The 23,501-nt window shown below is 35.6% G+C and carries 14 protein-coding genes; all 14 read left to right on the top strand.

The features are described 5' to 3' along the window. Positions 1-248 precede the first annotated feature (248 nt). The 14 genes from BLQ56_RS03180 (at position 249) to BLQ56_RS03115 (ending at position 23,366) form a co-directional block, all read left to right on the top strand. Complete coding sequence (locus BLQ56_RS03180) at positions 249-3,065, top strand: glycoside hydrolase family 3 C-terminal domain-containing protein (protein WP_090849801.1); 2,817 nt, start codon at positions 249-251, stop codon at positions 3,063-3,065. A gap of 23 nt (positions 3,066-3,088) precedes the next feature. Next, complete coding sequence (locus tag BLQ56_RS03175; protein ID WP_238457171.1) at positions 3,089-5,401, top strand: glycosyl hydrolase family 95 catalytic domain-containing protein; 2,313 nt, start codon at positions 3,089-3,091, stop codon at positions 5,399-5,401. A gap of 286 nt (positions 5,402-5,687) precedes the next feature. Next, on the top strand, positions 5,688-7,508 hold the full coding sequence (locus BLQ56_RS03170; protein WP_090849797.1) for a sensor histidine kinase: 1,821 nt from the start codon (positions 5,688-5,690) through the stop codon (positions 7,506-7,508). Beyond that, a complete protein-coding gene (locus tag BLQ56_RS03165) occupies positions 7,486-9,000 on the top strand; it encodes a response regulator transcription factor (protein ID WP_090849795.1) in 1,515 nt (504 codons plus the stop codon). Before BLQ56_RS03170 ends, BLQ56_RS03165 begins: the two co-directional genes overlap by 23 nt. 81 nt (positions 9,001-9,081) lie before the next feature. Continuing rightward, positions 9,082-9,756 carry a YesL family protein gene (locus tag BLQ56_RS03160; RefSeq protein WP_090849794.1) on the top strand — a complete coding sequence of 225 codons (675 nt, stop codon included), beginning with the start codon at positions 9,082-9,084 and terminating at the stop codon, positions 9,754-9,756. Between the two features lie 19 nt (positions 9,757-9,775). Continuing rightward, a complete protein-coding gene (locus tag BLQ56_RS03155) occupies positions 9,776-11,164 on the top strand; it encodes a DUF4340 domain-containing protein (RefSeq protein WP_090849792.1) in 1,389 nt (462 codons plus the stop codon). 274 nt (positions 11,165-11,438) lie between these two features. Then, on the top strand, positions 11,439-12,449 hold the full coding sequence (locus BLQ56_RS03150) for an ABC transporter permease (RefSeq protein ID WP_090849790.1): 1,011 nt from the start codon (positions 11,439-11,441) through the stop codon (positions 12,447-12,449). A 38-nt stretch (positions 12,450-12,487) separates the two neighbouring features. Next, positions 12,488-13,378: a carbohydrate ABC transporter permease gene (locus BLQ56_RS03145; RefSeq protein ID WP_090849788.1), complete on the top strand. Its 891-nt coding sequence runs from the start codon at positions 12,488-12,490 to the stop codon at positions 13,376-13,378. 53 nt (positions 13,379-13,431) lie between these two features. Then, the gene (locus BLQ56_RS03140) at positions 13,432-15,105 is read left to right on the top strand and encodes an ABC transporter substrate-binding protein (RefSeq protein ID WP_090849786.1); all 1,674 of its coding nucleotides are present in this window, start codon (positions 13,432-13,434) and stop codon (positions 15,103-15,105) included. 354 nt (positions 15,106-15,459) lie between these two features. Beyond that, positions 15,460-17,487: a beta-galactosidase gene (locus tag BLQ56_RS03135; RefSeq protein ID WP_090849784.1), complete on the top strand. Its 2,028-nt coding sequence runs from the start codon at positions 15,460-15,462 to the stop codon at positions 17,485-17,487. A 29-nt stretch (positions 17,488-17,516) separates the two neighbouring features. After that, positions 17,517-19,832, top strand: coding sequence for an alpha-xylosidase (gene yicI, locus BLQ56_RS03130; protein ID WP_090849782.1), 2,316 nt, complete (start codon positions 17,517-17,519; stop codon positions 19,830-19,832). A 247-nt stretch (positions 19,833-20,079) separates the two neighbouring features. After that, entirely contained in the window at positions 20,080-21,021 is a 942-nt protein-coding gene (locus BLQ56_RS03125) for a carbohydrate ABC transporter permease (protein WP_090849780.1), read from the top strand. Positions 21,022-21,035: 14 nt separating this feature from the next. After that, entirely contained in the window at positions 21,036-21,869 is an 834-nt protein-coding gene (locus BLQ56_RS03120; RefSeq protein ID WP_090849778.1) for a carbohydrate ABC transporter permease, read from the top strand. A 138-nt stretch (positions 21,870-22,007) separates the two neighbouring features. Continuing rightward, a complete protein-coding gene (locus tag BLQ56_RS03115) occupies positions 22,008-23,366 on the top strand; it encodes an extracellular solute-binding protein (RefSeq protein ID WP_090849776.1) in 1,359 nt (452 codons plus the stop codon). Positions 23,367-23,501: the final 135 nt, after the last annotated feature.

Genomic DNA, 23,501 nt, shown 5'->3' with positions numbered 1-23,501 from the left:
CAATTAACAGGAGTTGATAGCCCCCCTTTTTAGGTGGGGCTATTTAATTTGATGTTGTACTAAATCTGCTAGGTAGTTCTATACTATTTTAAACCTCTAGTTATTGACTGATTTTACGTCTCATTAGACATGTATTTTAAAAAAATGCCCTATGATAAAATTATTTAACCGCTTACATTTAGTCTGGATAAGGATTTATTTAAGATTATTACTATATGAATAACCTTTTAAAATAGGGAGGAAAATGCATGACAAAGGGTACTCTTCCATTTTGGAATACTCAACTGACTATAGAAGAGCGATTGAGAGATGTAATGAATGATTTATCTTTGGATGAGAAGATTAGTTTATTGTCGACGTCTCAAAGTGAGATTCCTCGATTAGGTATTGGAGAATACCATGTTGGTGGAGAGGCTGCCCATGGTGTAGTAGATCGTAAAGGTGGAAAAACAACTGTATTCCCACAACCAATCGGACTTTCTAGTACTTGGAATAGAAAGCTTTTAAGAGAAGTCGGAGATGTCATTGGTGATGAAGCACGAATCTTTTACGAATTAAATGACAAAAAAACAGGTTTAACCCTATGGGCTCCAACCATTGATATGGAACGTGATCCAAGATGGGGAAGAACAGAAGAAGCGTATGGTGAAGATCCATATTTAACGGGTCAATTATCTACTGAATTAATTAAAGGGATGCAAGGTGATGACCAGTTTTATATTAAACTAGTCGCAGCGCCTAAGCATTTTTACGGAAATAATAATGAATATGGACGGGAATACACATCAAATAGTATCGATCCCAGAAATCGAAGAGAGTATTACTTGAAGGCGTTTGAGCCAGCATTTAAAGAAGGAAAAGCGTTATCAATGATGACTGCTTACAACGGGGTGAATGGTATTCCTTCCATGCAGATCAATGAGCTTAGGGACATTGTTAGAAAAGAGTGGGAAATGGATGGCTTTATCGTAAGTGATGGCGGTGCATTAACACTAAATGTAGAGCAGTATCGATACTATGATAATTATGCAGAAGCCTTAGCAGATTCACTGAAAAAAGGGATAGACTGTTTTGTAGATCGGAAAGAACTTGTTGAACAGGCAGCTTATGATGCTTTGGAGAAGAAGCTAATTTCAGTAGAAGATATTAATCAGGCAATCAGGAATATGCTCAAGGTACGATTCCGATTAGGACACTTTGATTTAGATTCTACGAAAAATCCTTATTATCATGTTGATTTAAATAAGATGTCCTCAGAGGAACATGCGGAAGTTTGTTTAAAAGCAACAAAAGAATCTATTGTGTTATTAAAAAATGAAAATAAGACATTACCTCTTCATGAAGAGAAAACAAAAAAGGTTGCAGTGATTGGACCAACTGCGAATGTGATCTACAGGGATTGGTATACAGGATACTCAAAGTATCAAATTACACCAATGCAAGGGTTGAGAAGTAGATTAAAGAATGCAGATATACACTATGTTAGTGGACATGATCAGATCGCGCTGAAATCTTTGAAGACAAACAAATATGTAACTGTGTCTGATCAAAATCTCATCAAAGTGAATAGTCCGGTAATAGGCTTACACGAGACGTTTGAAATAGAGGAATGGGGATGGAATAGTAATCTCCTTAAAAATATGGCAGGAAATAAGTATATTAGTCAAATAGAGAAAAAGGAAACCTTCGAAGCAAATAACGAGGAAGCGTTTGGCTGGTTTGTGAAAGAAAAGATTCATTTTCAACCAATTAGTAAAAATGAACAAATCTATCATTTATCAGGATGGAATGGTCAGCCATTATCTGTATCAAATCAAGATGAGTTAATCATGTCTGATCAAGCGGAATTATTTGAAAAGAAAGTTCTTACATCAGGCATAGAGGAAGCAGTGAAATTAGCTAAATCAAGTGATGTAGCCATTGTATTTGTTGGGAATAACCCAATGCTTAATGGGAGGGAAATAGAAGACAGACCCGATATCATCCTTCCTGAACGACAACAGCAATTAGTTGAGGCTGTATATGAAGCAAACCCCAATACAATCGTTGTGGTTATAGGAAGTTATCCTTTTGCACTAGATTGGATCGATAAAAAAATACCTGCCATTTTGTATTCTTCTCATGGATCACAAATGTTGGGAGAAGGCGTCGCTTCCATTCTTTATGGAGACGAGTCACCATCAGGTCGATTAAGTATGACATGGTACAAAGACATTACACAACTACCATCCCTTTTTGATTATGACATTATCAAAGGTAATAGAACATATATGTACTTTGACGAAGAGGTACTTTATCCATTCGGTCATGGACTTAGTTACACCACATTTGAGTATTCCTCGATACAAGTTTCTAGTCAGAAAATAAAAGATGGGGAAGAAATCAAGCTTAGTCTAGATATTGAAAATACAGGTGAGTTTACCGCAAGTGAAGTGATACAAATTTATGCCACGGTTCAGGGTTCAAAAGTGAAACGGCCAAAAAAACTGTTAGTTAACTTTGATAAAGTGGTGTTATTGCCCTCCCAAAAACAAAGAGTCGATTTTACCATAAAGGCCGAGCAATTATCATTTTGGGATGTAGATAATGATGACTATTGTTTTGAATCAGGGACTTGCATTTTATCGGTGGGTCCTTCAAGTAATGAATCTAGATTATCTAAGAGGATTACAATGGAAGGGAAGGAACTCTCCTACCGTTCGTTAACCACTGTAACAAAGGCTGAGAATTATAATGACTACCATGATGTGTATTTAAGTAAAGGTGTACAAAACCTTAATTGTGTAACAAATTCAGGTAATGGTTGGATTTGCTTTAAAAATGTACAGATTAGCAAGGAAAGTGGAACAATCCAGATACAAGCTAGTGTTGATGGTCGATCGGGAAAAGTATCAGTTATGTTTGATCATCTTGATTCAGAAGTAATAGCAGTAGGAGATATAGTGAGCAATGATTCAAATCAATGGAACCATATTGATTTGCCATTTGTTACTTCAAAGGGTGTTCATGATGTGTATATCTTCCTTGAGGGAGCGGTTTCAATTACAACTGTACAGATCTTTTGAAAGCTGGTGGAAAAGTGAAAACAATGATAAATAATGTGCCAATCAGAGGTGCATGGAATAAAACATATGGGGACAGCTGGGAAGAATCATTAGTAAGTGGAAATGGCATTCAAGGTGTAATGGTGTTAGGAAATCCAGAAAATGAGCTCATTATTGGGAACCATGCGAGATTATATTTACCCACTGGAACTGGAAAGCCGTTACCTGATATGTCGCCTTTTCTGGAACGATTCAGATCGATGATAAAAGAAGATGGATACGAACAAGCAATCAAGTTTTATTATAAGAAAGCACTAGAGTTGGGGTATGAAGGGTTACAAATGAGCGATCCGTTTCACCCTGGATTTCATTTGAATATTCACTTACCTATTCAATCTGCAAGTCATTATTCTAGAAGTGTTGATTTTGAATCAGGTGAGATACATGTAACCTTTACGGACCTTGAAAATACTAGACACAGCCGGAAGACATTCGTTTCTAGAGCAGATGATGTCATCGTTCATACAATAGAAAATAGTCAGCAAAATGTATCGTGTACACTCTTTCTTGAAGAATATCAACATGAATTAATGAATCAGCAGAGTGAGGTTGGAATTAACTATATTCATGTAAGAAATAACTATGTGATGGAACCTGGTGGATTTCAAGTTATTATCAAAATTGAAGCTCCACAAGGAAAGATAAAACTCGAGGATAATAGGATTAATATCGAACAAGCTGAACATGTTTTACTAATAGCAAAGATCGTTCCGTTTCAAAAAAGCACTCAGCTAGATAATCAGCTTTTTGAAAAAGAACTAGAAAAAATAGAAGAAACGTATAATCAACTGTTTAATCGTCATCAAGCTCTACATCAAGAGATATTTCATCGAGTAGCATTAAATTTATGTTCGGATGAACAACGAATAAGAGCCATTGAAGATCTATTTAGTGAAGCGAAGGAATCAAAGGTTTTACCCTTGGCCTTAATTGAAAAGATGTATGATGCTGGAAGGTATATGTTTATGTGTAGTGCTGGGGAACTTTCTCCTAATCTACAAGGAATTTGGACAGGAACATTCACCCCTGCATGGAGTGGAGATTTTACATTTGATACAAATGTACAGCTATCAATTGCATCTGCTTTATCATGTAACATGGATGAAGGGTTACATGGATATTTTAGACTAGTCAAGGAATTGTTACCTGGGTTTCGAGATAATGCGAAATACTTTTATGGTTCAAGGGGAATTATGTCAACTGCTCATTCAAGTAACAGTGGGAGACAGTTTCATTGGAATGATGAATGGCCATTACATCTATGGACATGTGGAGCTGGGTGGTTAGGGCACTGGTTCTATCAATATTATTTATTTACAGGAGATAAGAATTTTTTAGAAAACGAAACGATTCCGTATCTAAAAGAATGTGCGCTATTTTATGAGGATTTTCTAATAGAAGATTCTGATGGAACAAACCGGTTCACGCCATCCTACTCAGCAGAAAATGGATGTGGTGATAATGCAACCCAAGATATTGCGGTAGCCAAAGAAGTACTTCGGAATTTAATAAACAGCCACAGGGAATTAAAGATAGATACACCAGAGATTACAAAGTGGGAAACGATGTTATCAAAGCTGCCAGGTTACATGATTAATGATGAAGGAGCTCTAAAGGAATGGAGTATAGATGGAAAAGGTGAAAACTATAACCATCGCCATTTTTCCCATTTGTATTCTGTTTTTCAAAGTAGAGAGTTTAATGACCAAACGGAACCATTATTATGGGAAGCTTCTAAGGTTGCCTTAGAAAAAAGGCTTGATGCTTGGTTAAGAAGCGATGATGGTGATACCTCTTCCACACATGGCCGAATGCATGCAGCCCTATGTGCAACACAATTTAACAAAAGTGATTTAGTGTATGAAATATTGCAGATGATGGTGGTCAATGATTCGATGTTTCCATCGCTAATTACCTCACATTATAATCAGCGTCATTTATTTAATGTTGATGGAAATGGAGCAATCCCGCAAATCATCAATGAAATGATTATAGATGCTGTTCCTGGAGAAATTGTGTTACTTCGTGCCATCCCGAAGCAACTCTCAAAAGGAACTCTAGAAGGAGTAAGGCTAGTAAAACAAATTATAGCAGATCAAGTGTTATGGGATTTGGAAGATAGAACATTAAAGCTATATTTGACATCTTCTATCGAACAGCAAGTTGTCATTAAGGCTCCACATGCAGAGAATTTAGTAATCAAACAGTACTCAGGATGTGAAGTAAACACAGATTGTGATTTAATCAGATTACAATTAAACGAGAATATACAAGCTTTCATAGATTTCACCCTCTAGATATAAGAAGGCTAGTATATCTAATCCAATGGTAAACATTTGAATTGTCATGTAGAATGAAGGTATGTGAAAGGCTATGTAAAACAGATACTATTACATAGTCTAACCTTCTCTTTTGAAAGTGTCTTGAGAGTTTTTGGATATAAATGAAAGCGTTTTACAAGTTATTTGAGTAGGAAAAGTATTTTGTTAGCTTTTTATCTAATAATTGAATCGTACTATATAATTCTAATAAGCATCTTAGTAGGAATTTTATACATTGCTAGGAACGGTTGGGGGAACTTCCATGAACATACTTAAAAAGGTATTTACTAATTTAACAGACATAAGAATCAGACATAAATTATTAGGTATTTTCATTGTCGTCACCTTAGTTCCAATCGTGCTAGTTAGTATCTACCTTACCTATGGGATGCGAGAAGTAGTAGTAAATAAGTCATTGAATGAAACACATGCAAGTATTGAAAAATTGGAAATGAGACTAAATACGATCTTTAATCGAGCAACAAATATAGCAGACCTTATTTATATGAATAAAGATATGGAAAAATTACTATTACCAACTTATGAAAACAATCTAGAAATCTATAATGCTTATAATTTATATCCAATTTTTGATGAATATTTAAAATATTACAATGAGATTGAAAATATTCAATTTTTTATGACAAAGGATATGATTACCAACTCGTATTTTATTTATGCTGATGATGAAGTAACGAGAGAAAATTGGTACCAACAAGCATTGAGTAAAAAAGGATATATAAGCTGGATTTATAAAAAAGATCATTGGAAGAATCAAAAATATTTAACTTTAACCAGAGCTGTTTACTCTTCAAATAATGTCTTACTAGGGGTCTTATGTGTTTACATTTCACCTGATGTATTAGATGAAATCTCGAAGAATGAAGTGTATGATGCTTATATTTCTTTAAACCATGAAACAATCGTTCATACGAAAAGCCGCGATCTAATCGGATTTGAACCTACCTTTTTAAGAGATAGTCGTGAAAAAGACAGACTAGGTAATTATGTTTTAGATACAAATTATCATGATGAAGAGGTTAAGGTTAATGTTCTTTCGTTTCATCCAGTAAAGGCTCTAGAAGATAGTATTCAAATCTCTACAATCATTCCTGTGAAAGACGTTATGAAGGAACCTAATCAAGTATTGTTAAAGGGCTTTATAGTTGTAATAGGTTGTATATTAATTTCAATATCGTTGATTGTTCTATTTATCAGGACGTTTGACCGAAGAGTAAATCTTTTGAAACACGCAATGAATAAAGTGTCAAAAGGTGACTTTGAGATAAAAAAACAAATAGAAGGAAAAGACGAGATTGGAGAAGTATATCGTGAGCTTTCAATCACAGCAGAAAGCATAAAGAAGCTTATTAACGAAGTCTATATTCACAAAATCAAAGAAGAAAAGTGGAAACGAAAGCAAAAAGAGTCTGAATTCAAAATGTTATCAAGCCAAATCAATCCACACTTTCTATATAATACGCTGGAAATGATTCGGATGAAGGCGTTTATGAATAATGATGTGGAAGTGGCTAATATTGTGAAGTTATTGAGTAAAATGATGAGATCAAGTCTGGAAAGAACGGATCAACCAGTTCCACTTGAATCAGAGATTGATATTGTTACAAGATATCTTGAAATTCAAAAATTACGCTTTGGTGAAAAGATAGAATACGATATTTCAATTACATGTGATATTTCAACTTATAAAGTGTTTCCACTATTACTACAACCGATTGTTGAGAATTCAGTCATTCATGGATTAGAGAATAAGGAAGGTAGAGGAGAAGTTGAAATCATTGTCAGCGAAAATGACCGATATTTGGTGATTGAGATAAATGACAATGGAATTGGTATTACTGACTCAGTACTAAAAAAACTACGATTAAGACTTAACCAACCAGAGGATCCGTCTAGTACCAATCATATTGGACTATACAATGTTCACCAAAGAATAAAGCTGCATTATGGTGAAGAGTTTGGTCTGAAGGTGGAGAGTACAAGGTTTCAAGGTACAACTGTCACCATGAATTTACCCTTAAGGAAAGGATTGGATAACGATGAGAAAAGTATTAATCATTGATGATGAGCCTATTGTAAGAGAAGGTTTGCGAAATATTATTTCTTGGTCTGATTATGGGTACTATATTTGTGGTGTTGGTAATGATGGGAGAGATGGATTAAACAAAATTCGTCTACTGAAGCCAGAATTGGTATTAATCGATATTCGAATGCCAGGATTTACAGGGATAGAAATAATTCAACAGATAAGAGAAGAAGGAATTCATTGTAAATTTATTATTCTATCAGGATACTCTAGTTTTACGTATGCAAAAGAGTCAATGAAACTTGGTATTGTCTCCTATTTGTTAAAACCAATTGATGAAGAGGAACTCATAAGTACGATAGAAAAGGTTACAGAGGAATTGACGCAAGAGGAAAAAATTAATAGTCAGTTAACCCTATTTAAGCGGATCAATGAAGAGCAATCCCTTAAGAAGCTTATAGAAGGAAGACATCATGAAGTTGATGCAAGCTTATTGGAAGTGTGGCAGGATGATTGTTTTCAGGTTACGAGTTTATTAAACCCAATCAATCAAACAGGTTATCGGTGGTTAATGACTGAATTAGATACACATGAAGAAACCATTAAAACCATTCGCAAGGACGAGAGAGTACACCTATTATTTATTAACAAGGCTGAAATAGAGGTTAAGACATTTATTAAACACCTCATTAAAAATCTAGTGAATTATGGAAATAAGGATTGTACTTTTTTATTGGGGAGTCCAGTAAAAGGAAGTGAACACATTTCAGATTCTTATCAACAAATTATCCAATTAAAAGATGTTTATTTTTGTCATAGTAATAAATCTTTTCTTACCTATGACATGCTAGAACAGAATGAATCAAACGATTCTCTCCAGGAAATAGAAAGTAATATATGTAGGTTCATAGAATTTAATGATCTGGAAAAGATTGAGCAAGCCTTATCACAGATAGAAACATACTATCAGAGAGTATGTTATTCAAGGGATAGAGTGAAAGCTGAAGTGCTGGATTGTACCTTATCTATTTTTCAGTATTTACAGAAGCATCATTCTTCTTCTATTTTTACTTCAAAGGAAGTGTTGGTGGACCAGATTTTAGAGCATCAGAACTTACAGGATTTACTGAAATATATTCATAAAGAACTAGTATCTGTATGTCAGAAGATTAATAAGAATACATCGAATCGAGATACGGTTCAAATTATTCAAGACTATGTTGATCAATATTATTATGAAGACTTGAATTTGAAATTACTGGCTGATTTATTTAGCTATAACAGCTCATATCTTGGAAAAAAGTTTAAGAAACAAACAGGAGAGTATTTTCATACGTATCTAGATCAGGTAAGGATTGAAAAGGCAAAAGTTGCACTATCAAAGGGAGAGGACAAAGTGTATCAAATATCTGAACATGTCGGGTATTGCAATATTGATTACTTCCATAAGAAATTTAAGAAATATGTAGGCATTAGTCCAAAGGAATATCAAAAAATATGTCTTGAGAAAGATAGAAAGGTAAAGTAGAAAGGGGATTCCATCACCACCACTAAGTAAGTGGTTGGGTATTTTTCCTTTGTATGTTACGAATCTAAAGAGGTATGTTGTATGTCAAAGCTAATTACGGAACGACCCATTTATGTAGTAATGAAGTATATGTATGCGTTCTTATTAATCAATATTAATTTTTTGATATGTAATACGATGTTTATCGTAATCTACTTTCTCGCTGATTTTACCTTCGAGAATATTTTGCTCTTTTATTTAACATTAATACCAGCAGGGCCAGCGATATCGGCAGTATTAAGTTCGATGGGGAAGTTTATTAGAGAGCGAGAGATAAGCCCTACAATCGATTATTGGAGAGCATACAAACAGAACTTTCGAATTTCAATGAAATATTGGCTTATTCAATTAACGATTATGTTTATTCTAGTGATTGATTATTATTATGCGATTCGATATCTAAACGCAGCCTCTCCAATCTTTTTGATCTTGCTTTTTGTCTCTATATTGGTGATGATTTATGCATTTCCAATTATAACTAGATTCGAAGTGAAAATTAAAAACCTATTCATTATCTCTATTTATTCAAATTTTAAATATTTTAAAACGACATTGTTTAATATGACAAGTTTAGTTTCATTTGGATTTATATTTTATCATTTTCCAAGCGTTAGTTCATTGTTTGCAGTAAGTTTAGTTTGTTTTTTCATTATGTTTAACTTACAAGGTCCTTTACTTCGCATGGAACATGAAATGTCTGAAAGTAGACATACTTAATTAGGTAAGGGGTAATAACATGAATAAACGAAACATGTTAGTTAGTATAATTATTACGATTTCATTAGTGATAGGATTGTTTTTCTTTTTCTCGAATAGTGGTGCACAAAAAGCTACATCGGAAGAAGACCAATTAATTGCATCAGAAACAATGACAGTTGAGAATTTAATTTCGAATGCCAAAACACTGAAAGAAATTCATGTTTTTCATGAAGATGATAAGGTTTCTCTTATTAAGAGAGACACTGGGGCTTGGGATGGTGTTGATTTAGAACGAGAACAAGATCGGGTAAAAGTGGATAATACGATTGTAAATATTTTATCTTTGCAAGGAATGAAGGTTAACGAGGTTTCTGAAGACGATACTGGTTTAAAATCGCCCTTTATAACATTGGAGCTGATAGATGAAACAGGTGCTCTCGAAAACGTTTATATTGGAAGCTTGAGTCAAGATAAAAGGTTTTATTATGTTTCATTAGCAACTAATAAGGTGATTTATCAAGTTCCAATAGAAATGATTGAACAGCTTCCACTAGAAAGTCATGATCTTACGAATAATGCGATTACAGATATTAAATCAGATACCGTCAAACATATAACGATTGATAACGGGAAACAAACGATTGAATTATTACCTAGTTCTTCTTATTTAGAGGAAGAAGTTCGTACGAATTTATCTGGGTGGTTTATGCATCAACCGTATAAAGGGGTATATAGCGTTAAATATAATAAAATGGCGGATATGTTATATGGAATTGATAAATTAGAATTTGAGGAAGTGATTGGGGAACATGTGGAGGGTGATCATCAATATGGTTTAACTGATGTTAATCATTCTATTACAATTGCTACAGATTCGAAACAGGATACCATTTTGATTGGTAAACTAGTAGATGATCATAGTTATTTTGCCAAAATGAAGAGTGATAATAAGGTTTTTACAATCAGTAAAAAAGTTTTAGAGCCATATAGCTTTCAAGCTTTTGATATCGTTGATCAATTTGTGAAAATTTTGGCATTAGACGTTCTAAGTAAGGTAAAAGTTAACACACCTGAGGACGAGATAGTGATGGTGATCAAACAGAAAAATATGCAAACTTCTAGTGAGAGTAAACAAAATTTAGAATTTCAACTAAATGATCAATTAATAGAAGATAAAGAGTTTAGAGATTTATATAAAAGCATTGCTGGATTAAGTGTAACAGGTGAGGTTTTGGATGCTCAATATAAACAGGCTGAGTCCACGATTACGTATACATTAAATCTAGCAAACAATGATACAAAGGAAATCATCGTAGAGTTTGTCCCTTATAATGATAGGCACTATGCGGTCTTTATTGATCAGTCTGCAGACTTTATCATTGAAAAGCAGCGAGTCCAGGAAATGATAGAGCTATTAAATAAATAAGCGAATTGAAAATAGTAACAAAAATGAGGTTGTCCCGCAAGTGCCTGGCACTTAAGCTTTTGGGACAGCCTCATTGTACTTTTTCTTCAATTTGTATAAGAAGTAATTTGTGCCACTCCATTTTACGGATATTCTTTATCTAATTATGACATGATTTTTAGTCTAGTTTAATGCGTATTTAATGTAAGCGATTTCGTATAAGATTAAGTTAAGCAATGAGACAAGGATAAAAAGTCATTCTTAGTCTTTTTCTAACACGTAAGGAGAGATTAATATGAGCAAACAATTGAGAGAGGCTAGTGGTCATGCAAGCTCACCATTGATGCCAGGTAGTTCTCTTGTTAAAGGAGATTTATCAAAACCTCCTAAACTACCAAAAGAGAATATTTGGAAAAAAGCAAAGAAACAAAAAGCACTAATTCTAATGTCATTCCCATTTGTTATCTGGTTAATTATATTTAAATATATCCCTATCGGTGGTTGGGTCATGGCATTTCAGGACTATAAACCACAGAACGGATTACTTGATCAAGAATGGGTGGGACTTAAACACTTTAAAGATCTCTTTAATGAACCGATGTTTTATCGAGCATTGGAGAACACTCTCGGTATGGGGATTCTTGGTATTATCTTTGGGACAGTTTCGGCCATTATCTTTGCTTTACTCTTAAATGAATTAAGGCTGTTACATCTAAAGAAGTTTACACAAACAGTTTCTTATTTACCGCACTTTGTCTCTTGGGTTATCTGTGCAAATATCGTCATCACCATGCTATCACAAGAAGGTATCGTAAATAATTTACTAATGGGAATTGGGTTTATAGATAAACCGATTGGGTTTATGTCAGATCCTGATCTATTTTGGGGGATTGTTACGATTTCAGATGTTTGGAAAGAAACAGGCTGGAATGCCATTATTTACTTAGCTGCAATGGCAGGTGTTGATCAACAATTGTATGAGGCTGCAAAGGTTGATGGTGCTAATAGATTTAAACAAATGTGGCACATTACACTACCAAGTATCAGACCAGTAATCATTATCTTGTTAATTTTAAGTATTGGTAATTTGATTAATATTGGTTTTGAAAAACAAATGCTACTCGGAAATAATATTGTTGCTGAGAAAGCACTAGTTATCGATTTATATGCACTTGATTATGGAATCGGAATGTTCCGTTATTCATTCGGTACCGCTATCGGTATTTTTAAATCGGTCATAAGTATCATTCTCATCTTAATATGTAACCAATTTGCTAAAAAAATAGGTGAGGGACGAGTATTCTAACCGTTGATGGATTAAGGAAGTAGGGAAGGAGAAGAAACATGAAAAACAAGTTAAAAAAATGGACATTGTTTGATATGGCACTCGTATTGTTTATGCTGTTCGTGCTAGTGATTACTTTGTATCCATTTCTAAACATATTGGCCATCTCACTAAATAATGCAGTTGACACAGCAAAGGGTGGGATTCACATATGGCCGCGAGATTTCACCTTTGCAAACTATACGCAAATTTTTGGTAGTAATGATCGACTACTCCAAGCATTTTTAATGTCAATTCTCCGTACAGTTGTTGGTACGGTTACAGGTTTAATCGCTAGTACGATGCTTGCTTATACATTAAGTCGCAAAGACTTTGTATTTAATAAGATAGTCGGACTGATGCTCATTTTGACCATGTTTATTAGTGGGGGTTTAATACCTGAATACATGTTAATTAGAAATCTGGGCTTAATTAATAATTTCTGGGTTTATATTTTACCAATGCTACTATCTGCCTTTAACGTCATTATCATTCGTTCCTTTATGGATAATATACCAAAAGCATTAGAAGAATCAGCAAAGATTGATGGAGCAAACGATTTTACAATATTCTCCAAAATAATTGTTCCGCTTTGCTTACCGGTTATTGCAACAGTAGCGCTTTTTCTGGCGGTAGGTCAATGGAATAGCTGGTTTGATACGTATTTATATGCAAGAGCAAATGAGAATCTAACAACATTACAGTATGAATTGATGAAGATATTGGATACGACGAACATCTCTGCAGGAGATATTACAAGTCAAAATGGTCAAGTGATCGCAAATCAAACAAATCCGCAATCTATTAAAATGGCAATCACAATTATTGCAACAGTTCCTATCTTGCTAGTCTATCCATTTCTACAAAAATACTTTGTATCTGGTTTAACTTTAGGTGCTGTTAAAAGCTAACTTTGGTATTAATGAAAATTAATATAAAAAAATAACTTGCAGGAGGGTCAAATATGAAAAAGAAATTATCATTCTTAACGTTATCTTTGTTATTCACCATAACGGTGATTATGGCTGGTTGTACAGATAAATCCTCTAAAGATTCATCTGAGAACTCTGGGGAATCATCTTCTACCGAACCATTAACACTAACATTCTATAGCGCTGATGGGGAAGAGAAGACATTTGATGATCCGGTCGCGAAGAAAATTACAGAAGCAACAGGAGTTACTTTAGAGTTAGATTATCCTGTTGGTGGAAATGATGAAACAATTCCACTGATGATCGCTAGTGGTGATTATCCGGATATGATTTATGCTAAAGGTGATATTGGGAAGCTAATTCAAGCCGGCGGTGTTATCAAGTTAGATGATTTAATTGAAGAAAAGGGAGAAAATTTAAAAGCGATGTATGGTGACCAACTAGATCGACTACGTACATCACTTGATGATCCTAGTATTTATACAGTTGGTACTTATGGAGTGCAAAATGCGTATTGGGCTACTAGTGGGACTTTCCAAGTTCAACTTGATGTCTTAAAAGAGTTAGGCTACCCAGAAATTAAAACGCTAGAAGATTTTGAAGACGCTATCACTAAATATAAAGAAAAATACCCAGAGGTTGATGGGCAAAAAACCTTAGGACTTTCACTATTAGGCAGTGATTGGAGATGGTTAATTACAGTGGGTAACCCTGCTGGATTTGCTGCAGGGATTCCAGATGATGGCCAATGGGCGATAAATGATGAGACAGGAGAAGCAACTTATAAGTTCTTAAAGCCTGAAATTAAAGAGTACTTTAAATGGTTAAATGGGATGAATGATAAAGGATTACTAGATCCAGAATCATTTACTCATACTTATGACACATATATCGCTAAATTATCATCTGGTCGTGTGTTAGGAATTGCTGACCAAGATTGGGATATTGCTGATGCAGATAAGGCACTTGTATCTGAAGGGAAAGAGTGGAAAACATATGCACCACTTCCAGTAACATTAGGACCAGAGTACAAATCACCTGGTTTAAAAGATTATGGATTTGCTGGTGGATGGGGAATTGCAATCTCTTCGACAAGTGAACATCCGGAAAGAGCGTTTGAATTCTTAGACTGGATGGCTTCAGAAGAAGCACAAATTCTAGTTAACTGGGGTATTGAAGGAGAAAATTACGATATTGTTGATGGTAAACGTGTGGTACAAGAAGATGATAGACAACGAAAGCTAACAGATCCTGATTATGGCAAGGAAACGGGTGTAGGGTATTATATCTATCCATTCCCACAATGGGGTAACGGTGCGGTAGATTCAAATGGTCAATCAATTTCTCCAGATACAGAGCAAGATATTATTGCAAACTTTAATGTAGCAGAAAAAGAAGTATTGAAAGAATATGGTATGGAAAACTGGATTGAGGCATTCCCAGCTTCAGAGGAACTAGGAGTTTCTAAGCATGGTTCTGCTTCAAACTATTCTGTCCCACCAGGTAGTGACTTACAAATCATTCAACAAAAGGCGGATGATTTAGTTACTCAAAGAATTACTCAAGCTGTATTAAGTAAACCTGCTGATTTCGATAAATTATGGAATTCTATGTTAAAAGAATTAGAAGAAATGAATATTGAGAAGGCAAATGAAGAGATGACTAAATTAACAAAAGATAAAATGGAATTATGGGGAACGAACTAACTTACATGAATGAATAAGGTCAGCCTGGTTCCTCATTTAGGAATCAGGCTACATTTAAGATTGTCATAGAATGGAAGGTTTTATTTAAAACTAGACTGTTTTCTCAAGTTTGTTGATTTAGACATAAAACATTAAAACGGTAAATTACAAGCAGGCTGAATACACGTAGACTCCAGCGGGACCAGTGGCCAAAGTGAGACCCCACAGGAGCAGTAGCGACGAGGAGGCTCACTGGTCACCCGCCGGACGCGGAGTGTATTCAGCCGGCGGCTTTCAAAGCAACATTCTATATGAAAGCATTCTAAAACTACTAAACGATGATAATAAAAGACTCAGGAGCAAGGGGATGATTATATGATCAACGATCAACTACCGAAAATTTGGTATGGTGGTGACTATAATCCTGAACAATGGGATGAAGAAACGTGGAATGAAGATCATCGAATGTTTAAGTTGGCAGGTATTGATGTAGCTACAATTAACGTATTTTCGTGGGCACTCAATCAGCCAAATGAAGATACATATGAGTTTACATGGTTAGATGAAACGATCGATCGTCTCTACAAAAATGGTGTTTATGTTTGTTTAGCTACAAGTACAGCAGCACACCCTGCGTGGATGGCGAAGAAATATCCAGATATAAGAAGAGTTGATTTTGAAGGAAGAAAGAGGCAATTCGGTGGAAGACACAATTCTTGTCCAAGTAGCCCAACCTATCGGAAATATGCTAAAAAGATTTCAGAAATACTAGCAGAGCGGTATAAAAATCATCCTGCAGTACTTATTTGGCATATATCCAATGAATACGGTGGGTACTGCTATTGTGAAAATTGCGCTAAAGGATTTATCGAGTGGCTTAAGGATCGATATGTAACGTTAGACGCTGTGAATAAAGCATGGAATACACGCTTCTGGGGACATACATTTTTGGACTGGGAAGAGATCGTACCTCCAAATGGATTAAGTGAAGAATGGCAAGGTGGACGAAATACGAATTTTCAAGGAATTTCTTTAGACTATAGACGATATCAGTCTGAACGAATTTTAGAATGTTATATGCTTGAAAGAGATGCGATCCGTAAACATACCCCTACTATTCCAATCACTACGAACCTTATGGGATTATATCCAGAATTAGATTATTTTAAATGGGCTGATGAGATGGATATCGTCTCTTGGGATAATTATCCGTCTATTGATACGCCTGTGAGTCTAACGTCCATGACACATGACCTAATGAGAGGCTTAAAGAGCGGCAAACCATTTATGCTCATGGAGCAGACCCCAAGTCAACAAAACTGGCAAGCCTATAATTCTCTTAAGCGACCAGGTGTCATGAGGCTATGGAGCTATCAAGCAGTCGCTCATGGAGCAGACACGGTTATGTTTTTCCAATTGCGAAGATCGGTAGGAGCAACAGAAAAGTATCATGGTGCAGTCATAGAACATGTCGGCCATGAGCATACACGAGTTTTTAGAGAAAGTGCTCAGCTAGGAAAAGAGCTTCATCAATTATCCGATCAAATAATTGGTGCAAGGATGAATGCTAGAGTTGCAATCGTTTTTGACTGGGAGAATCGCTGGGCAATCGATTTATCTAGTGGACCTTCGATTGCATTAGATTATGTAAAAGAAGTTCATAAATACTATGAAGCCTTATACCATCAGCATATTCAGGTGGACATGATTGGTGTAGATGAGGATCTAAGTAAGTACGATATTGTGATTGCACCAGTTTTATATATGGTTAAAGGTGGTTATGCAAATAAACTTGAAACCTTTGTTAAAAATGGCGGTACATTCATTACGACCTTCTTCAGTGGGGTTGTCAATGAGAATGATTTAGTTACATTAGGTGGCTATCCTGGTGAATTAAGAGAATTGTTAGGAATTTGGGCAGAGGAAATTGATGCGCTTGATCCAAAGGAAACCAATCAAATTGTTATGAAAGAAGACTGGGGGAACCTAAAAGGGGACTATGAGTGTAACATTCTCTTTGACCTGATTCATTCTGAGGGAGCAGAGGTACTTGCTACTTATGGATCTGATTTTTATCAAGGAATGCCAGTGTTAACGAAAAATAAATTTGGTGCTGGTGAAGCTTATTATGTCGCGTCGAGTCCTGATCAACAATTTCTTCATGGGTTGTTAGCAAATCTTTGTGAAGAGAAGGGGATTCATTCTCTTGTGAGGGCTGCCGACAGAGGCATTGAGGTTACAGAGCGTGTGAAAGAAGGAAAAACCTTTTTATTTGTTATGAATCATAATGCAGAGTCAGCTACCTTCGAATTGAGCGAACAGAGAAATGAGCTAATTAGTGGAGAATCGTTTAACGGCATAACAACAATTGAAGGTAGAGGAGTTATGATTCTAGCAAACTAAGATTACTATTTTAAGGGAGTGGAACATAGATGAAATTTACAAGTGGAAACTGGCTTGTTAAAGAAGGATATACAATTAATTTTCCAAAAGAAATTCATGACATAGAAAAGGATGATGAGGGTGTTATTCTATATGCCCCTTGCAAACACATTAATCACAGAGGAGATACACTTGATGGACCTCTTTTAACGATTAAATTAACTTCACCTGTAGAAAATGTGATTCGTGTGCAAACTTGGCATTATAAAGGTGGAGCAAAGAGATATCCTAACTTTGAGGTTAGTCATAATCAAACGAGCTATCAACTGGAAGAAAATGAAAAGGAATTGATTTTTTCTAGTGGTACATTAACTGCTAAGATTAGTAAACAGCCGTTTCGAATTGAGCTTATAGACGGTTCTTCAACATTAACAATCATAGATGGGAAAGGATTAGCTTGGATTACTGGTCCTGAAAATAAGACCTATATGAGAGGTCAGCATAGCTTAAAGGTTGGTGAGCAATTATACGGGCTAGGTGAGCGTTTTACTCCTTATGTTAAAAATGGCCAAACGGTCGATGTTTGGAATGAGGATGGAGGAACAAGCTCAGAGCAATCGTATAAAAATATCCCATTTTATTTAAGTAATCGTGGATATGGTATTTTTGTGAACCATCCAGAAATGGTAAGTTATGAATTAGGGTCAGAAGTCGTTTCAAAATCACAATTTAGTGTAGAAGGAGAGTATTTAGATTACTACCTGATTAATGGACCAACACCGAAGGAAGTAGTTAGTCGTTACACAGACTTAACTGGTAAGCCAGCACTTCCACCAGCATGGTCATTTGGGCTATGGTTATCAACATCCTTCACTACAGATTACAATGAAGAAACGGTTAATCACTTTGTCGATGGTATGGCTGAACGTGGCATTCCTCTAAGTGTCTTTCACTTTGATTGTTTTTGGATGAAGGAATTTGAATGGAGCAACTTTGTATGGGATGAGAGGAATTTTCCTGATCCACAGTCAATGCTTAAAAGACTAAAGGATAAAGGCTTAAAGATTTGTGTCTGGATTAATCCATACATTGCTCAAAAGTCGAAGCTGTTTGATGAGGCGGCAGAGCAAGGATTTCTAATAAAACGTGCCAATGGTGATGTGTGGCAATGGGATCTTTGGCAAGCGGGAATGGGAATTGTTGACTTCAGTAATCCAAAGGCTTGTGAGTGGTATGCTGAGAAGTTAAAAGTTCTTCTAGATATGGGTGTTGATTCATTTAAAACTGACTTTGGTGAACGTATTCCAACAGATGTGGTTTATTATGATGGGTCTGATCCATTTAAAATGCATAACTATTATGCCTATAAATATAATGAGGTAGTCTACAACCTGCTTAAAGAAGAAAAAGGTGAAAAAGAGGCAATTGTATTTGCTCGTTCGGCAACTACTGGTGGTCAGAAATTCCCTGTTCATTGGGGTGGGGACTGTGATTCAACATTTGAAGCAATGGCTGAAAGCTTACGTGGTGGACTATCATTAACAATGTCTGGGTTTGGTTATTGGAGTCATGATATTGGTGGGTTTGAAAACACTGCTACGCCAGATGTGTTTAAGAGATGGACAGCATTTGGTTTATTATCAAGTCATAGTCGATTCCATGGTAGTTCATCATACCGCGTGCCATGGCAATTTGATGAAGAAGCAGTGGATGTTGCAAGACAATTTGTTGAGTTAAAGAATAGCTTAATGCCTTATCTCTATAGAACGGCTGTTGAAAATAGTCAAACAGGTATTCCTGTTATGCGTTCAATGCTACTAGAATTTCCTGAGGATACACTTTGCGAATCCTTGGATAGACAATACATGCTTGGAGAGTCTATTCTGGTATCACCAATTTTTAATGAAGAAGGAATTGGATCCTATTACTTACCAAATGGAACATGGACACATCTTCTTTCAGGAGAAATTGTTGAAGGTGGAACATGGAGAAAAGAAAAATATGATTATTTCAGTCTACCACTTTTTGTAAAACAGAACACTGTTTTACCAAGAGGTGCAATAACTGATCGACCTGACTATGATTATACAAAAGATGTATGTTTTCATGTATATGCATTACAAGATGGAAAGAAAGTTTCTACGCCAATCTATGATGTGAATGGTGAACAAGTTAGTCTAATTACAATCGAGCGTCAGGGTAAGGAGATTTCTGTTGTTGCTGATATGAATAATCAGCCATTTTCTATCCTACTACATGGAGAAGATTCTATTCAATCTACTTCAAGTGGTCAGTGGACGAGTGGACCAGAGGGGGTAACAATTTCAATCCAATCATCAAATGAACTCAAAATTATCTTAAACTAATTTTAAAAGACAGAGTAATAGATGATAGTCGTCTATTACCTGTCTTTTTTGATGTTTAGGAACTATAAAGGTTTGAACTCATGATTTTCTGAGTGATTCGTCTTATGCCTGTCGCCGATAAGCGGGCGCCTTCCGCTTTTCTTGTAAATAGGTAAAAAAAATTTCGATTTACATCAAAATAGCGTTAAGGGTTGGGCATCTTTATTTTTTATAATAGATTTATAAATGAAGAGAGAGGAGCTAGCCTATGAGTACGAAGATTGAAATATCCACTTCCTCAAAGGTAAGACGTGTAAGGAAAAAAACATCATCACTTCAAAGAAGTGAGAATTTAGCGGGTTTTTTATTTGTCGCTCCCATGTTAATTGGAGTTTCAATCTTAGTTTTGATACCAATCTTTGCAACATTTATTTTAAGCTTTGCCGATTGGAAGTTTATACAGAATATCGATCAGTTAAAATGGATAGGCTTTGAAAATTTTAAGGGATTATTTGGAGATAAAGTGTTTACGAAATCGCTCTTAAACAATGGAATCTTTCTTTTCACAGTCCCCATTTGTATGGCGATATCATTAGTATTAGCTGTTGTGATAGATAAAAGCGTTTACATGAAAAGTTACTTTAAAGTCGCATTTTTTATGCCTTACATTTCTAGTGTTGTTGCAATCGCAGTTGTTTGGCAGGTTTTGTTTCACCCTTCGGCTGGACCAATTAATCAAACATTGATGTCACTTGGAATTGAAAATCCTCCATTATGGATTGCTGATCCAAACTTTGCTTTGATATCAGTTATGTTAATACAGGTTTGGATTTCTGTAGGATTTAATCTCATTATTTACATCGCAGGTCTTCAATCCATTCCAAGGGAGCTATATGAAGCGGCAGAGATGGATGGAGCAAATTCATGGCAGAGATTTCGTAAAATTACATTCCCAATGGTATCTCCGACATCATTTTTCTTACTTATAACAGGAATTATTGCTACTTTTAAGGTATTTGACTTGATTGCTGTTTTGACAAAAGGTGGTCCATTACATTCCACAAGTGTACTTGTCTGGCACTTGTATGATACAGCTTTTGTAAACTTAGATATTGGGTATTCATCAGCAATGGCGGTCATCTTATTTTTAATTGTCTTTTTAATTACGATATTCCAATGGATCGGCCAAAAGAAATGGGTTAATTATTGAGGGGAGGAATAGGAATGTTACAGCAAATCAACCTATCAAAAATCATCATTACGATACTTGTTTTTTTCGTAAGTCTTTTGTTTTTACTACCATTTGCATGGATGCTATCAACCTCATTCAAAATCGAAGCAGATGTATTTACTTTTCCAATTCAATGGATTCCTGAAAGATGGAATGGAATCAATAATTTTAAGGAAGTGTGGTTTGGGCAATTTCCATTCTATATTTATTATTGGAACTCGATAAAGGTCGCGGTCGCAACGACTGTCGTTTCATGTACTGTATCAGCGATGGCCGCATATGGATTTTCAAAGGTTAACTTCCCAGCAGGTAAATGGTTGTTTATTATTGTCTTAGCAACGTATATGGTTCCACCACAAGCAAGTTTAGTGCCACAATTTATTCTTTATCGTAATATCGGTTTATTTGATAGTCATTTAGGGCTTGTGCTTTTAGGTAGCTTTAGTGTCTTAGGTACATTTATGCTCAGACAGTTTTTCATGGGGATTCATAATGAATATATTGAAGCGGCGAAAATTGATGGTGCGGGTCATTGGAGAATCTTTTGGTTTATTGCCTTACCAATCGTACGGCCAGCCATTGCTACTTATGCGATATTGAGATTTATTTGGACATGGAATGATTACCAAAACCCGCTCATTTTCTTACGTACAGACTCACTTTACACGATTCAATTAGCGATGCAGAAATTCACAACCATAAATGGAGAATTTTACTCTCTTATCATGGCAGCAGCCGTTTCAGCTATTCTGCCTTTACTCATTATATTTGTGATCGGCCAAAAACAAGTAATTGATGGAATCGCTCTTGGTGGGGTGAAGGGATAACGAAAACGTGGAGATGAATGTCAAATAATTTATAATAGTAGTAAAATTATTTCCATTTCATTAGGAAGAGCCTTTGCTATAATTTTGGTGTAAGGGTTTTCATAGTTTTTTATTTGATCATTAAAAGGGGGAAGTAACATGAAGAAAAAGATGTTATCAACGATTTTTGCATCAACAATTTTACTTGGTGGTTTAGTTGGATGTACTGGCGGTGGGGAGAGCACTTCAGGGACAAATGATGAGACAGAGAAAACGGATGAGGCAGTAACGATAAAGTTTCATACACATGGAAATGAAGCTAGTTATAACTGGCAAGAAACGATTGCAGCTTTTGAAGATGAGTATCCAAAGATTGATGTGGATTTAGTCATCTTAAGTGAGAAGGGTGATACACAAGAAGCGATTCAAAAATTAGATTTGGCCGCTGCATCTGGAGAACAATTAGATGTATTAATGTTTAGTGATCCTGCTAGTTACGCCCAACGTGTCGCTTTAGGAATGGTCGCTCCAATCGATGAGTTTATCGAAAAAGATGGATATACGTTAACAGATGAATACAAAGTAGATACAAAAATAGATGATAACTATTATGCACTTCCAGGAAAGTTCAATCCTTGGTATGTACTTCTTAACAAAAGTCACCTAGACGCGGCTGGTCTAGAAGTTCCAACTGACTGGACTTGGGATGAGTATATGGAATATGCAAAAGCATTAAAGACGGATGATCATTATGGAACATACTTCCATGGCCCACAGGGTGGTGGTTGGATGGAATTTATGAAACTTGCTCTAGCCAGTGAAGAAGATAATACTGAATTCGTGAAAGCGGATGGAACATCAAATATTGAAAGCCCACTATTCCGTAAAACGTTAGAAATGCGTGTTCAAATGGAAAAAACAGATCAGTCAGCAGTACCTTATACAGATATTATTTCTCAGAAGCTTCACTATCGCAACCAATTTTTTGGTCAAGATGCAAGCATGGTTTTAATCGGAAGCTGGATGAATACAGAATTAGGAGGCACAGATCAATTTCCACTTGAGTTTGATGTAGCTGTAGCTCCATATCCAAAGAATGAAGAGGGGGCAGAAGGTGGATATACGCCTGTGACAACTGACTTCATGTCTGTAGCTGCGAACTCAGAACAAAAGGAAGCTGCATATACATTTATTCGCTGGTACACCTCTGAAGGCCAAATTGTTCAAGGGAAGAATATTCCTTCATGGAATGGTGTGAGTGAAGATGATTTAGGTTCAATTATTGATGGAATTCTTGCAGGAACGGTAAGCCCAGAAAAAGTAGATAAGGAATCACTAGTAAATGTATTAAAATCAGCAAAGTCATCTAAGATTATTCCACCTGTAGCATATCAATCTGAGCTATATAAGGTTATAAATGATGAGTATGAGAAATTAATCTTAGGCAAGCAGGATATTGATGCTACGATTACAGCGACTCAAAAACGTGTTCAAGAAATCATTGATAGTAATCAATAAAAGATAAATGAATATAAATGTAGGGGCCTAATTTCTGTGCCCCCTTCTTTTTTTATACTATCGGCAAACAGTAAAGGGATGGTAGTATAAGGTAAACCTAGAAATTCTTCGTTATCACTTTTAACTTTAGGTATA

The sequence above is a fragment of the Litchfieldia salsa genome (genome assembly GCF_900104555.1).
GTDB lineage: Bacteria > Bacillota > Bacilli > Bacillales > Bacillaceae_L > Litchfieldia > Litchfieldia salsa.
Note: the sequence above shows the minus strand (reverse complement) of the source record. Positions and strands in the feature narration are given on the sequence as shown.

Bases quoted from the DNA above. Each gene is read 5' to 3' on its own strand.
- BLQ56_RS03155 (WP_090849792.1), top strand. From the start codon at position 9,776: ATGAATAAACGAAACATGTTAGTTAGTATAATTATTACGATTTCATTA.
- BLQ56_RS03175 (WP_238457171.1), top strand. From the start codon at position 3,089: ATGATAAATAATGTGCCAATCAGAGGTGCATGGAATAAAACATATGGG.
- BLQ56_RS03160 (WP_090849794.1), top strand. From the start codon at position 9,082: ATGTCAAAGCTAATTACGGAACGACCCATTTATGTAGTAATGAAGTAT.
- BLQ56_RS03170 (WP_090849797.1), top strand. From the start codon at position 5,688: ATGAACATACTTAAAAAGGTATTTACTAATTTAACAGACATAAGAATC.
- BLQ56_RS03140 (WP_090849786.1), top strand. From the start codon at position 13,432: ATGAAAAAGAAATTATCATTCTTAACGTTATCTTTGTTATTCACCATA.
- BLQ56_RS03165 (WP_090849795.1), top strand. From the start codon at position 7,486: ATGAGAAAAGTATTAATCATTGATGATGAGCCTATTGTAAGAGAAGGT.
- BLQ56_RS03135 (WP_090849784.1), top strand. From the start codon at position 15,460: ATGATCAACGATCAACTACCGAAAATTTGGTATGGTGGTGACTATAAT.
- yicI (WP_090849782.1), top strand. From the start codon at position 17,517: ATGAAATTTACAAGTGGAAACTGGCTTGTTAAAGAAGGATATACAATT.
- BLQ56_RS03115 (WP_090849776.1), top strand. From the start codon at position 22,008: ATGAAGAAAAAGATGTTATCAACGATTTTTGCATCAACAATTTTACTT.
- BLQ56_RS03150 (WP_090849790.1), top strand. From the start codon at position 11,439: ATGAGCAAACAATTGAGAGAGGCTAGTGGTCATGCAAGCTCACCATTG.
- BLQ56_RS03180 (WP_090849801.1), top strand. From the start codon at position 249: ATGACAAAGGGTACTCTTCCATTTTGGAATACTCAACTGACTATAGAA.
- BLQ56_RS03125 (WP_090849780.1), top strand. From the start codon at position 20,080: ATGAGTACGAAGATTGAAATATCCACTTCCTCAAAGGTAAGACGTGTA.
- BLQ56_RS03145 (WP_090849788.1), top strand. From the start codon at position 12,488: ATGAAAAACAAGTTAAAAAAATGGACATTGTTTGATATGGCACTCGTA.
- BLQ56_RS03120 (WP_090849778.1), top strand. From the start codon at position 21,036: ATGTTACAGCAAATCAACCTATCAAAAATCATCATTACGATACTTGTT.